The sequence below is a fragment of the Streptomyces sp. NPDC002588 genome, assembly GCF_040295925.1.
Taxonomy (GTDB): Bacteria; Actinomycetota; Actinomycetes; order Streptomycetales; family Streptomycetaceae; genus Streptomyces.
This window is the reverse complement of the sequence record NZ_JBEOWF010000040.1, coordinates 93,548-106,116: the sequence shown is the minus strand read 5'-3', so window position 1 is coordinate 106,116 and position 12,569 is coordinate 93,548. Positions and strand designations below refer to the sequence as shown.

Below are 12,569 nucleotides of genomic sequence, written 5' to 3'. Positions count from 1 at the left end.
CAGGGGCAGTCCGTTCGCGTCCGACAGGATGTGCATCCTGGAACCCGGCCTGCCCCGGTCCACGGGGCTCGGACCTGTGTGTTCGCCCCTTTTTTAGCCCGCACGTGGGCGGTGTCGAGGACGACGCGGGTGACGTCGATGAGGCCGGCGTCGTCGAGCCGGTGCAGGACGGCCTCGTGCAGACGGCCCCAGACGCCGGCTCGGGACCGGATCAGGAACCGGCGATGGGCGGTGGACTTCGATATCCCGAAGCAGGGCGGCAAGAACAAGTCCGGCACGGTCCGGTACCCGCATCTGGCCCACAACGAGTGGGATCCGGTGAAGGGGCGGGCGGTGCCGGGTGCTGTTCTCCTTCGGCCGCGAGGACGACCTGGACCGTGAGGCGATCCGGCGCTTGGTCGCGTCTGTATCGAGGCTGCTGGAGCCGGGTGACGCGCTGGCCGCGACCGCCACGTCGGATCTGGAGTTCACCTCCTCGGTGCCGTACGGCGGCGCCTACATGCTCGACCACCTGTGGCGCCGGCTGCGGATCGACCAGATCGTGGGCCGGGTCGGGCAGCCCAAGCGAGGCCGCCGCCGGGACATGACCGCGACCGAAGCGGGTGCTGTTCGCCCTGGTCGCCAACCGCGCGCTCGCCCCTTCCTCGAAACTCGCGGCGGCGGACTGGATCACCAACGACGTGCACGTCCATGGCCTGGCCTCCATCGGCGAACAGTGTGGCTGCTGCTGGTGCGTCGGTTACGGGCGCTTCGCTGTGCGGTCGCGCAGCAGCAGCCACTGACTCGCGTCGGCGCCGTCTGAGCGCGCGGCCGGTCCATGCAGCAGCACGGCGTAAGCCGTCCTCTCCGCCTTGCTCGGGGCGGCATACTGGCCTGGCGCCTCCGGGGTCGGGAATGACCTCGTCATGCCTTTCCAGGCCTTGTCCGCGTTCGGAGTGCTGAGCATCGGCCCTCCCGGGCTCAATAGGGTCAAGCAGTGAAGTACACGCACGCGTGCGTGCAGCCGCGGTAGGGCGCGTCCGCGCCGAACAGCGCGGTGTCCGCCGCCCGGTCGTGGCGGGACTCCAGGGCGAGGTTCTCCCAGCGCATGACGCCTCCTCGGTAGCAGTGCCCATGCACTGCGCCCACAATAGAACATGTGTTCCCATGATCGTGCGACCGCGCGTTCCGGGTGGCATTCCGATCGTCCGGCGACCGCTTTCGAGCCCCCGATTTGGGCGGCCGTGGAGCGGGGTGGTTGGCTTGCCCCTCCTGAGCAACCTGAGCAACCTGAGCAACCTGAGCAACACGGACCTGGAGGAACTTCATGGCGCAGGTCGAGGCCACCACCGAGCGGGTCGTCGCGGCGGACCCCGAGAAGGTGTTCGACACGCTCGCCGACTACAGCGGCACGCGCGCGAACCTGCTGCCCGAGCACTTCAGCGAGTACGAGGTGCGCGAGGGCGGCGACGGCGAGGGCACCCTCGTCCACTGGAAGCTCCAGGCCACCAGCAAGCGCGTCCGCGACTGCCTCCTGGAGGTCACCGAGCCCACCGACGGCGAGCTCGTCGAGAAGGACCGCAACTCCTCGATGGTCACCGTCTGGCGCGTCACCCCGGCCGGCGAGGGCAGGTCGCGGGTCGTCATCACCACCACCTGGCAGGGCGCCGGCGGCATCGGCGGCTTCTTCGAGAAGACCTTCGCCCCCAAGGGCCTCGGCCGCATCTACGACCTGATCCTCGACAAGCTCGCCACCGAGGTCGAGAAGTAACAACCTCCGGGCGCCGCCCGCCCGTTGCCCCCCTCGCGGGCCAGGTTCCCCGGTTCGAGCGGCCCCCTTCCGCGGCCCGCGCGGCGCCGTGGCTCGTCGCGCCTGCCCGGAGTCGTCTCTTCACGCGGTGACCGCTCGGCAGGTGCGACGAGGGAGCGGCCCGTGCACGGGACCACACGGTGCGGTACGGCCGGGGTGGTGTGCCGCACCGGCGAGGCCTGGTGAGGGCGCCGCGAGCGTCCGGGGCGGCCGGATGGCGGGAGGCGGACGGGGATCACCGAGGGTGACCGGGGTGGTGCGGCCGGTCGCCGGAAAAGGGGCGGCGTACCCCGGCGCGCCCGGGTGAAACCAATTCCAGCATTGCCGCACATCCCGACCGGCGTGCGCCGTACGGTTGTTGCGGCGGACAGATCTTGCAACAGCTCTGGGGAGAGAGGGCCTGGGCCATGGACCGTGGCACCGAGAGGGGCGCACCTCCCAGCCGCGGAGCGGGCAACACGACGGCGGACGCCGCCGCCGAGGCCGGGCGCATCCCGCTGGCCGTGGTCGTCGTCGACCGCGCCGGCCTCGTCTCCCACTGGAGCTCCGGCGCACGCCGGCTCTTCGGTGTCGCCAAGGAGGAGGCGATCGGCGAACCGGCCATCGATCTGCTGCCCGTCTCCGGCGCCCTCCCCGAGCCCGACGACGATCACCTCCCCTACGGCGACTTCGGGGACTACGACGGCTTCGGCGACTACGGCGCCCACGACGGCCCGGGGCCCGGACTGGAGTCCTCCCTCGGCCGCGGACTGGGCTACCCCGCCGCCGGACGCGCCCGCCTCACCGTGCCCGGACAGGGCCGCGCCGACGTCCTGTGGTGGGCCTACCCGCTCGTCGGACCCGGCAGTGGACGCCTCCTCGTGCTCGCCGCCGACGCGGCCGGACTCCACCGGGAACCGCCCGGGAGCACGGCCGACGCCCACATGGTGGAACGCATCGCACCCGGCTTCGCCCTGCACACCGACTTCCCCGGCGCCGAGGAACTCGCCCGCCGACTGCCCGAGATCCTCCCCAGCATGAGCGTCGGCGAAAGCGCCCGCATCGTCGCCCAGGTCCTCGAACTCGGCTACCCCGTACTGGAGTTCAGCCAGAACGACCGGGTGCCGGTCACCCCCGACTGGGGCGTCACCCGGCGCACCGAACGCAGAGCCCGCCGGGAACGCGCCGCCCGCGCCGCCGCCGAGGGCAGCCCGATGCCGCGGGACCTCCTCGACGAGCGCGAGGACCTCGAGTACGCCGCCGTCCGCGAGCGCCTGGAGTTCCTCAACGAGGTCAGCGGAAGGATCGGCACCTCCCTCGACCTGTCCCGCACCATCGTCGAGGTCAGCAAGGCCGTCGTCCCCCGCTTCACCGACGTCGCCGGCACCTATCTGCGCGAACAGGTCGTCGCCGGCGAGGGGTTTCCCGAGGGTGTGCCCGACACCCGGACCATGTGGCACCGGGTGGCCATCGAGCACACCGACGAACCCGGCCGCTGGGACGACGTCGTCCCCGTCGGCGAGGCCATGCCCTTCCCGGCGCACACCCCGTTCTTCCAGTGCATGACCACCGGCGAGCCCGTCCTCGTGCCGCGCATCAGCGAGCAGATGGGCCACGCCATCGCCTCGCAGTTCGAGAAACGCGACATCAGGCCCCTCATCACCGGCCGCTCGATGCTCGTCGTTCCGCTCAAGGCCCGAAACGTCGTCCTCGGCTTCATGATCCTGCTGCGCCACCCCGAGCGCGTCGAGTTCAACGACATGGACCGCGTCACCGGCGCCGAACTCGCCGCCCGCGCGGGCCTCGTGCTCGACAACGCCCGCATGTACACCTACCAGGAGTCCGTCGCCGAGACCCTCCAGGACAGCATGCTGCCGCACATCCCGCCGCGCATGGCGGGCTGCGACATCGCCACCCGATATCTGCCGGGCACCCTGCTGGGCCGGGTCGGCGGCGACTGGTTCGACTCCGTGAAACTCCCCGGCGCCCGCACCGCCCTCGTCGTCGGCGACGTCATGGGACACGGCCTCAACTCGGCAGCCATGATGGGCCAGTTGCGCACCGCAGTGCAGACCATGGCCGCCCTCGACCTGCCGCCCGCCCAACTCCTGCGCAACCTCGACGACCTGGCGCAGCGCCTCGGCGACACCTACCTCGCCACCTGCCTGTACGCGGTCTACGACCCCATCGCGAGCGAACTGCACCTCGCCAACGCGGGCCACATCCCGCCGGTGCTGGTGCGGGCGGCCGACGGCCGCAGCGAGCTGCTCGACCTGCCCACCGGCGCCCCGATCGGCGTCGGCGGGGTGCCCTTCGAGGCGGTACGCGTACGTGTGGAGCCCGGCGACCGGCTCGTGATGTGCACCGACGGCCTGGTGGAGGTGCGCGGCGAGGACATCGGTGTGGGCCTGGCGACGCTGTGCGAGTCCGCCGCCCACCCGGCCGCCTCCATGGACGACGCCTGCGACACCATCATCCGTGCCCTCGCCGTGACGTTCTCGAAAGCGGGCCGGGGCGGCCGCAAGGACGACGTGGCGCTGCTCATGGCCCGCCTCGGCGGCATCGAGCCCGACGACGTCGCCGAGTGGCGCTTCGCCCTCGACCCGGCCGAGGTCGCCCGGGCCCGCGCCGCGGTCCGCGAACAGCTCCACGAATGGGGGCTGGCGAAACTGGCGTACAACGCCGGACTGATGGTCAGCGAGCTGGTCACCAATGCCGTACGGCACTCCCGCCGACGGCCCGTCGCCCTGCGGCTGGTACGCGGCGACACCCTGCTGTGCGAAGTGGACGACGACGACCACGAACTGCCGACCCTGCTGAGCGCCGGCCCCGCCGACGAGGCCGGACGCGGACTGCGTGTCGTCAGCACCCTGGCCCGCGAATGGGGCACCAGCCGCACGGCCGCGGGGAAGTCGGTGTGGTTCGAACTGACGCTGCCCAGACGGTGAAGCCGGGTTTCGTCATGCCTGGTCTCCTCCCGCCGGGGTTTCCCTCGAACGCGGCGTGAAGGATTCGCCCGGCCCGCTTGTAGCCGCGACCCGGGAGCGATAAACCGTACTCGCCCGTCACTCACGGCGGATCGGCGTCGCACCCTGGGGAGCGTGCATGAGCGTGACGATGCGGTACCGGGAGGCCTGGGAGGGCTTCTGGCGCGAGGCCCCCGACGACCCGGGCGCGGTGTTCTGGGACGCGGACCCCAAGGTGACCGCGGCCCTCCATCTCGCCCTCTTCGAACCCCATGTCGTCGACTTCGGGCTGCCGTTGGTGGACCTCGGCTGCGGCAACGGCACCCAGACCCGCTTCCTCGCCGACCGCTTCCGGCACGTCCTCGGCGTCGACCTGGCGGCCGCCGCCCTCGACCACGCCCGCCGCGCCGACCCCGCGGGGCAGGCGTCGTACCGGCTGCTGGACGCGGCCGAGAAGGGCGCCGCCGAGACCCTGCACGCCGAACTCGGCGACACCAACCTCTATATGAGGGGTGTCCTGCACCAGTGCGAGCCGGCCGACCGGCAGCCGCTGGTCGACGGGATAGCCGCGCTCCTGGGGGAGCGGGGCCGGGTCTTCCTCGTCGAACTGTCCGAGGCGGCCCGCCCGGTCCTCGGCGGCCTCGCTCAGGACCCGGCCGGGCCGCCCCCCAAGCTCGCACCCATCCTCCGCCATGGCATCGCCCCCGGCGAGGTCGCCGACGAGGCGGTGCCGGAGTATCTGCGCGCCGCCGGTCTCACCGTCCTCGCCGCCGGCGAACTCCCGCTCACCACCACCGAGTCGGCCCCGAACGGCGCCAGGATCGAGCTGCCGTCGAAGTGGCTGGTGGCGGGTCGGGCCGGGTGATCCGAGCGGTCAGGCGGTGAGCCGCGCCAGCGTCTCCTCGAACGAAACAGCGTCCACGGGCGGCCGGTTGTGCGGCAGCCGGGACAACAGGGTCGCCATGCCGCAGGTGTTGGTGGCGCCGGAGAACACCAGACCGGCGCCGATCAGCCCGGACAGCCGGTGCGCGGGCCGCCAGGCCAGACCGGCGGCGAAGCCGGCGACGACCAACGAGCCTGCGGCCAGCCGCACCTGACGGTCCATCGGCCACACGGAGCGGGCGCCGGCCGGGCGCTCGACGGCGTGCCCGGCCGCAGCCCAGGCACTCGTGCCGCCCTCCAGCGTCGCCGCCAGGATCCCGAGGGCCGCGAGGCGCTCGCAGCCCCGGGCGGACCGGGCTCCCGAGGCGCACACGATCAGCAGGGGGCGCCGCGCCGCTGCCGCCCGCAATGCCGGTGCGGCCTCGTCGAGCCGGTCCAGCGGCACGTTGTGCGCGCCCGGCAGCCGGCCCGCGGCGTACTCGCCGGGCGAGCGCACGTCCACGACGGTGAACCCGCCGGGCCGGACGGCCGCCTCGGCCGGGGTGAGAAGGGAAGGGGTGGTCTGGCGACCGGTCACGGAACAGAACCTTTCGGTGGGGTGTTGTCCCCTACGGGTACGATACCCGTGGGGGTATGGATCGGGCGGGAATGCCCGGTTCGGGTCCGCCCGGTCGAAGAGATCCACGACTTCGACGATGTCCATGAGGTCCATGAGATCCATGAGATCCATAAGGTCCATAAGGTCCACGAGGAGAGAAACGTGCAGCTCGACATGTCGGCCGAGGAGCTGAAGTCGGCGCTCAACCGGCTGCGCCGCGCCCAGGGCCAGCTCGCGGGCGTGATCCGGATGATCGAGGAGGGCCGGGACTGCGAGGACGTGGTCACCCAGCTCGCCGCGGTCTCCCGCGCCCTGGACCGGGCCGGCTTCGCGATCATCGCCACGGGGCTGGAACAGTGCATGACCAGCGAGGACGCCGAGGTCCGGGACTCCGCGCAGATGCGGGCCCGCCTGGAGAAGCTCTTCCTGTCGCTGGCCTGACCCGCCCCGCCGCCCGGGTCACAGCAGGACCGTCAGGCCCATGCCCGCGGCGACGGCCAGCAGGACGGCGCCGAAGACCCGCTGCAGCGTTCCGGCGGACACCCTCGCGGCCAGCCGCCGGCCGTCCCACGCCCCCAGCACGGCGGTCGCCAGGAACGGCATGATCAGGGCCCAGTCGAGACCGGGCGCCGTGTACGCGCGGGCCCCGAGGGCCACCAGCGCGTTGGCGACGATCACCAGCAGGCTGGTGCCCACCGCCGCGCCCATCGGCACGCCCAGCACGCCCACCAGCGCCGGTACGGCGAGGAAGCCGCCGCCGACCCCGAGGAACCCCGTCACCGCGCCCAGGCCCGCCCCGGCGCCCATCGCGCGCATCCCCGAGACCCGGCCGTCCCCCCGCGGCTCCCGGCGGCGCAGCAGCCGCAGGGCGGCCGCGGCGGCCAGGCCCGCGAACATCAGCGTCAGCACCGTCTGGGGGATCCGGGCGGACAGGACACCGGCCGCCGCGGCGGGCAGCGTTCCGGCCGCCGCGAACAACAGCCCTGCCCGCCAGCGCACCGCCCCCACGCGCGCGTGGGCGACCAGCGCGGTCACCGAGGTGACGATCACGATGACCAGACTCGCGGTGGTCGCCGAGGCCGGGGCGAAACCCAGCAGATAGATAAGGGCCGGCACGGTCAGGATGCTGCCGCCCGCCCCCAGCGCGCCGAGAGCCACCCCGACCAGTGCGCCGGCCGGCAGCGCGAGGGCGACCGCGGTCATACGACGGTCCCGGCGGCGCCACGCGCGTCCACGACCGGCAGCCCGCGGGCCGCCCAGTCGAGCAGCCCGCCGATCACGTCCGGCACGGTCACGCCCCGCGCGGCCAGCAGTCCGGCCGCCTGCCGGGAGCGGTTGCCGGAGCGGCAGATCAGGACCGCCTCCCGCCCGGCGGGGAGGACGGCCGTGCCGTCGGCCAGCCGGGACAGGGGCAGGTGCAGCGCGCCCGGCGCGTGACCGGCCGCGAACTCGTCCGGCTCGCGGACATCGACCAGGACGGCCGTACCGTCCCCGACCAGGAGGTGGGCCTCGGTGGCCGTGATGCGGGAGATGGACATCGTGTGAGTTCCTCGGGTCGGAACGGACGGTGGGGCACGGTCAGTTGAGGGTGGCGGGGCGGCTGGGGGCGACATCGCGGCCGGGGACGACGAGGCGAACGCCCGCATCGGATGCCGCGGCGAAGGAGTCGTCGACGGCGACCACGGCGCGGCCGGCGGCGTCGAGCAGGGACGCGGCGATCGCCGCGCGCATCCCGCCCGCGCAGTGCACCCACACCGTGCCCGGCGGCACCTCGGCCAGCCGTCGGCGGAGCTGGTGGAGCGGAATGTGCGTACCGCCCTCGATCCAGCCGGCCGCGTGCTCGACGTCCCGGCGCACATCGAGCACCACCACGTCGTCGCGGCGCTCCCGGGCGGCGGCCAGGCCGGCGAACGTGCCCCGCGGGAACGACGCGGGCACCGCCCCCCGCGGGAGCCAGTCGGCCGGGGAGCCGACCGCCGCCGCGGCCGGGCGGTCGATGCCGACCCTGGCCAGCTCCCGCTGGGCCCGCGCCACGTCCTCCGCGCGCTCGGCGAGCAGTGTCACCGGCCTGCCCCACGGGACCAGCCAGGCCAGATGGGTGGCGAGCTGCCCCTCGACCTCGAAGTTCAACGCACCCGCCACATGGCCGGCGGCGAACGCCACCCGGCCGCGCAGGTCCACCACCCACTCCCCGGCCGCCAGCCGCCGCGCGATCTCGGCCGCGTCGGCCCGCCGGGGCGCAGTCAGGTCCAGCGGAGCCGGGCCGCCCGCGTTCACCGGACCCATGTGCGCGTAGTAGGCGGGCACGTCGTCGAGCCCCGCCAGCAGCTCCTTCGCGAACGTGTCCACGTCCTGCAGCAGCGCCGGGTTGGACGCCTTCTCCGCACCGATCGTGCTGTCCGAGCCCCCGGCCCGGGAGGAGGAGCAGAAACTGCCGAAGCCGTGGGTCGGCAGGACCGCCACCTCGTCCGTCAGACCGGCCGCGAGCCGGTGCGCGGACGCGTGCTGCGCGCGGGCCAGCCCCTCGGTCAGCCGGGGCTCCACCAGATCGGGCCGGCCCACACCCCCGATCAGCAGCGAACCGCCGGTGAACACGGCGACCGCACGGCCGGACTCCTCCAGGACGTAGGAGGTGTGGTGCGGGGTGTGCCCGGGAGTGGCCACCGCGCGCAGCGTCAGCCCCTCGTCGACCAGCTCCACGTCCCCGTCGGCGACCGGCACGCGCGCGTACGCCACCTCCGCCCCGGCCGGCACCAGACAGCGCGCCCCCGTCAGCCGGGCCAGCTCCAGGCCCCCGGTCACATAGTCGTTGTGGACATGGGTCTCGGCGACGGCCACGATCCGCACGCCGCGCCGGGCCGCCGCCGCGATCACCCGGTCGACGTCCCTCGGCGGGTCGACGACCACCGCCGCACGGGCCCCGCCCGCCACGTAACCGCGGTTGCCCAGCCCTTCGGTCTCCAGGATGTCGGCAAAGAACACGGCACTCTCCCTCGCAGAAAAATTACCCCCGGGGGTATCTGATGTCCACCGTAACAGAGATACCCCAGGGGGTATTCCGGTGGCTGTGTTCCGACGGCCGCCGCGCGCAGGAGAATGACCTCGTGAACGATCAGCCGAAGGACAAGCAGGGACCGGGCGCCCTCGACGCCCTCGACCTGAAGCTGCTCCAGGCACTGCAGTTCGACGGACGCGCGCCGTTCAGCCGGATCGCCCAGGTGCTGGGGATCTCCGACCAGACCGTCGCCCGCCGCCTGCGCCGTCTGCGCACCACCGCCGGCCTGCGCGTCCTCGGCATGACCGACGACATCCGGCTCGGCCGCAGCAACTGGATCGTCCGCCTGAGCTGCACCCCCGACGTCGCCGACCGGCTCGCCGGAGCACTCGCCCGCCGCCCCGACACCCTGTACGTCGCCCTGGTCTCCGGCGGCACCGAGGTGATCTGCGCGATGCACCCCCGCAGCCGCCAGGACCGCGACGACCTGCTCCTCGGCCACCTCCGGCGCACCCCGCGCGTCACCTCGGTCAGCGCCCACTGCATCCTGCACTACTTCTACGGCGGCTCCCTCAGCTGGCTCACCAAGATCGACGCGCTCACCGCCGACGAGGCGGCCGCCCTGCGACCGGCCCACCGCGAGCCGGCCGCCGGACCCGTGGCCCTCGACGCGGACGACGAACGCCTGCTCGTCCTGCTCCGCGAGGACGGGCGCGCCGCGCTCACCGAACTCCAGGCCGCCACCGGCCTGACCGAGTCCGTGGTCAAACGCCGCCTCGAGCGCCTGCAGAACACCGGAGTGCTCTACTACGACGTCCAGCACGACTTCGAACCCCTCGGCCAGGAGGTCGAGGCGATGCTCTGGCTGACCGTGGAGCCCGCCGCCCTCGCCGCCGCCGGCCACGCGCTCGCCGCCCACCCCGAGGTCCGCTTCGCCGCCGCGACCACCGGTCCGGCCAACCTCGTCGCCGCCACCCTGCACACCGGACCCGGCGGCCTGTACGGCTACCTCAGCGAGCGGATCGGCGCCCTGGAGGGTGTGCGCAGCGTCGAAACGGTACTGACGCTCCGTCAAGTCAAACAGCTGGCGTACGAACAGAGTCGCTCGCCGGGGAACCGGGGGCACACGTCCTAGGCTCGGGATCCCTGCGGCGAGGCTGGAGAGGACGGGGAGCGGACATGAAGATCCTGATCAGCGCCGACATGGAGGGCGCCACCGGCGTCACCTGGCCGGCCGACGTGCTGCCCGGGACCCCGCAGTGGGAACGCTGCCGGTCGCTGTTCACCTCCGACGTCAACGCGGCCGTCCTCGGCTTCTTCGACGGCGGCGCCGACGACGTCCTCATCAACGAGGCCCACTGGTCGATGCGCAACCTCCTCCTCGAACGGCTCGACGACCGGGCCGAGATGCTCACCGGCAAACACAAGTCCCTGTCCATGGTGGAAGGCGTCCAGCACGGCGACGTCGACGGCATCGCCTTCGTCGGCTACCACGCCGGCGCCGGCATGGAGGGCGTCCTCGCCCACACCTACCTCGCCAACTCGATCACCGGCGTCCGGCTGAACGGGGTGCGCGCCAGCGAAGGCCTGCTCAACGCGCACGTCGCCGCCGAGTACGGCGTCCCGGTCGTGCTGGTCACCGGCGACGACGTGGCCTGCGAGGACGCCCTCGGCTACGCGCCCGAGGCACTGAAGGTCGCCGTCAAGGACCACGTCTCGCGCTATGCCGCCGTATGCCGGACCCCGGCCCGCACCGCGGCCGACATCCGCGCGGCCGCGAAACAGGCGGCCTCACTTGCGGGAAGACGGGATCCGGTCGACGGTGGACCGTATACAGTCGACGTCGAGTTCGATGCCGAACACCTCGCCCTGGCGGCCACCGTAGTCCCCGGCGTGGTCCGTGCGGGCGAACGTAGGATCGCCTACACCAGCGGCACCATGTACGAGGGCATCCGTACCTTCAAGGCGGTCACCACGATCGCCTCGGCCGCGATCGAGGAGCAGTATGGCTGAGCAGCACAGGCGGCGGCGGGGCCGGGATGGCTGACGCCACGGCTCACGACGAGGTCGTCCGCTTCACCTCCGACCTCATCCGCATCGACACCACCAACCGGGGCGGCGGTGACTGCCGCGAACGGCCCGCCGCCGAGTACGCGGCCGCGCTGCTGTCCGACGCGGGCATCGAACCCACCCTCCTCGAACGCACCCCCGGCCGCACCAACGTCGTCGCCCGCATCGAGGGCACCGACCCCGCCGCGGACGCGCTGCTCGTCCACGGCCACCTGGACGTCGTTCCCGCCGAGGCCGCCGACTGGAGCGTGCACCCGTTCTCCGGGGAGGTGCGGGACGGCGTCGTCTGGGGGCGCGGCGCGGTCGACATGAAGAACATGGACGCGATGATCCTCGCCGTCGTGCGCGCCTGGGCACGCCAGGGCGTACGGCCCCGCCGCGACCTCGTCCTCGCGTTCACCGCCGACGAGGAGGCGAGCGCCGAGGACGGCGCCGGTTTCCTCGCCGACCGGCACGCCGCACTCTTCGAGGGCTGCACGGAAGCCGTCGGCGAGTCCGGAGCCTTCACCTTCCACGACGGCGCCGGCCGCGAGATCTACCCGATCGCGGCGGGCGAGCGCGGCACCGCCTGGCTGAAGCTCACCGCACGCGGCCGCGCCGGACACGGCTCCAAGGTCAACCACGAGAACGCGGTCACGCGCCTCGCCGCCGCCGTCACCAGGATCGGCGAACACACCTGGCCGCTGCGCCTCACCCCCACCGTCCGCGCCGCGCTCACCCGGCTCGCCGCGCTCTACGGTCTCGAGGCCGACCTCGACGACCCGGCGCGGGTGGACGCGCTGCTGGAGAAGCTCGGCCCGGCCGCCTCCCTGGTCGAGTCGACGGTCCGCAACAGCGCCAACCCGACCATGCTGGAAGCCGGTTACAAGCTCAACGTGATCCCCGGCGAGGCCGTCGCCCACGTCGACGGACGGTATCTCTGGGGCGCCGAGGACGAGTTCCGCGCCACCCTCGACGAACTCACCGGGCCCGACGTCGACTGGGAGCTGTGCCACCACTCGGTCGCCCTCCAGGCGCCGGTGGACGTCCCCCTGTACGCCCGCATGCGGGCCGCCGTCGAGGAGTTCGCACCCGGGGGGCACGTGGTGCCGTACTGCATGTCCGGCGGCACCGACGCCAAGCAGTTCTCCCGACTCGGTGTCACCGCCTACGGCTTCGCCCCTCTGAAGCTGCCCCAAGGCCTCGATCACCAGGCCCTCTTCCACGGTGTCGACGAACGCGTCCCCGTCGACGCGCTGCGGTTCGGCGTCCGCGTCCTCGACCGTTTCCTGCGCACGGCCTAGACGGGCG

Annotated in this window: 11 protein-coding genes and 2 pseudogenes; 8 read left to right on the top strand and 5 right to left on the bottom strand. The window is 73.0% G+C overall.

Annotation, left to right across the window (positions count from 1 at the left end; genetic code table 11):
• Positions 1-263, bottom strand: a pseudogene (locus ABT057_RS36360) (IS5/IS1182 family transposase); the annotation flags it as partial.
• On the opposite strand from ABT057_RS36360, the pseudogene ABT057_RS36355 reads away from it, so the two are divergent.
• The 4 genes and pseudogenes from ABT057_RS36355 to ABT057_RS36340 form a co-directional block, all read left to right on the top strand.
• Positions 244-698: pseudogene (locus ABT057_RS36355) on the top strand (IS1634 family transposase); the annotation flags it as partial. The pseudogenes ABT057_RS36360 and ABT057_RS36355 sit on opposite strands and share 20 nt — an antisense overlap.
• A 608-nt stretch (positions 699-1,306) precedes the next feature.
• On the top strand, positions 1,307-1,750 hold the full coding sequence (locus ABT057_RS36350) for an SRPBCC family protein (RefSeq protein ID WP_352348151.1): 444 nt from the start codon (positions 1,307-1,309) through the stop codon (positions 1,748-1,750).
• 446 nt (positions 1,751-2,196) lie between these two features.
• On the top strand, positions 2,197-4,716 hold the full coding sequence (locus tag ABT057_RS36345; RefSeq protein WP_352348150.1) for a SpoIIE family protein phosphatase: 2,520 nt from the start codon (positions 2,197-2,199) through the stop codon (positions 4,714-4,716).
• Positions 4,717-4,873: 157 nt separating this feature from the next.
• Positions 4,874-5,599: a methyltransferase domain-containing protein gene (locus ABT057_RS36340; protein WP_352348149.1), complete on the top strand. Its 726-nt coding sequence runs from the start codon at positions 4,874-4,876 to the stop codon at positions 5,597-5,599.
• Between the two features lie 9 nt (positions 5,600-5,608).
• Here the strand turns inward: ABT057_RS36340 and ABT057_RS36335 are convergent, their stop codons facing one another.
• Positions 5,609-6,193, bottom strand: coding sequence for a rhodanese-like domain-containing protein (locus ABT057_RS36335; RefSeq protein WP_352348148.1), 585 nt, complete (start codon positions 6,191-6,193; stop codon positions 5,609-5,611).
• A 183-nt stretch (positions 6,194-6,376) separates the two neighbouring features.
• Here ABT057_RS36335 and ABT057_RS36330 point away from each other — a divergent pair, with 183 nt between their 5' ends.
• Entirely contained in the window at positions 6,377-6,655 is a 279-nt protein-coding gene (locus ABT057_RS36330; protein ID WP_352348147.1) for a metal-sensitive transcriptional regulator, read from the top strand.
• 18 nt (positions 6,656-6,673) lie between these two features.
• On the opposite strand, the gene ABT057_RS36325 is transcribed toward ABT057_RS36330, so the two are convergent.
• From ABT057_RS36325 to ABT057_RS36315, 3 genes are read right to left on the bottom strand one after another with little or no spacing between them, the layout of a single operon-like run.
• Positions 6,674-7,417 (bottom strand): sulfite exporter TauE/SafE family protein, encoded by a 744-nt coding sequence (locus tag ABT057_RS36325; protein WP_352348146.1) that lies wholly within the window; start codon positions 7,415-7,417, stop codon positions 6,674-6,676.
• Entirely contained in the window at positions 7,414-7,752 is a 339-nt protein-coding gene (locus ABT057_RS36320; RefSeq protein WP_352348145.1) for a rhodanese-like domain-containing protein, read from the bottom strand. The genes ABT057_RS36325 and ABT057_RS36320 overlap by 4 nt, the downstream gene beginning before the upstream one ends.
• 40 nt (positions 7,753-7,792) lie before the next feature.
• Positions 7,793-9,196, bottom strand: coding sequence for a rhodanese-like domain-containing protein (locus ABT057_RS36315; RefSeq protein ID WP_352348144.1), 1,404 nt, complete (start codon positions 9,194-9,196; stop codon positions 7,793-7,795).
• 122 nt (positions 9,197-9,318) lie between these two features.
• Here ABT057_RS36315 and ABT057_RS36310 point away from each other — a divergent pair, with 122 nt between their 5' ends.
• The 3 genes from ABT057_RS36310 to ABT057_RS36300 are packed head-to-tail and all read left to right on the top strand — an operon-like array spanning position 9,319 to position 12,562.
• Complete coding sequence (locus ABT057_RS36310; RefSeq protein WP_352348143.1) at positions 9,319-10,344, top strand: Lrp/AsnC family transcriptional regulator; 1,026 nt, start codon at positions 9,319-9,321, stop codon at positions 10,342-10,344.
• Positions 10,345-10,388: 44 nt separating this feature from the next.
• On the top strand, positions 10,389-11,222 hold the full coding sequence (locus ABT057_RS36305) for a M55 family metallopeptidase (RefSeq protein ID WP_352348142.1): 834 nt from the start codon (positions 10,389-10,391) through the stop codon (positions 11,220-11,222).
• Between the two features lie 26 nt (positions 11,223-11,248).
• Positions 11,249-12,562 (top strand): M20/M25/M40 family metallo-hydrolase, encoded by a 1,314-nt coding sequence (locus ABT057_RS36300; protein WP_352348141.1) that lies wholly within the window; start codon positions 11,249-11,251, stop codon positions 12,560-12,562.
• The last annotated feature ends 7 nt before the right edge of the window (positions 12,563-12,569 follow it).

Excerpts from the sequence above, each read along its gene's own strand:
- ABT057_RS36350 (WP_352348151.1), top strand. The coding sequence starts at position 1,307 with ATGGCGCAGGTCGAGGCCACCACCGAGCGGGTCGTCGCGGCGGACCCC.
- ABT057_RS36345 (WP_352348150.1), top strand. The coding sequence starts at position 2,197 with ATGGACCGTGGCACCGAGAGGGGCGCACCTCCCAGCCGCGGAGCGGGC.
- ABT057_RS36340 (WP_352348149.1), top strand. The coding sequence starts at position 4,874 with ATGAGCGTGACGATGCGGTACCGGGAGGCCTGGGAGGGCTTCTGGCGC.
- ABT057_RS36325 (WP_352348146.1), bottom strand. The coding sequence starts at position 7,417 with ATGACCGCGGTCGCCCTCGCGCTGCCGGCCGGCGCACTGGTCGGGGTG.
- ABT057_RS36320 (WP_352348145.1), bottom strand. The coding sequence starts at position 7,752 with ATGTCCATCTCCCGCATCACGGCCACCGAGGCCCACCTCCTGGTCGGG.
- ABT057_RS36305 (WP_352348142.1), top strand. The coding sequence starts at position 10,389 with ATGAAGATCCTGATCAGCGCCGACATGGAGGGCGCCACCGGCGTCACC.
- ABT057_RS36300 (WP_352348141.1), top strand. The coding sequence starts at position 11,249 with ATGGCTGACGCCACGGCTCACGACGAGGTCGTCCGCTTCACCTCCGAC.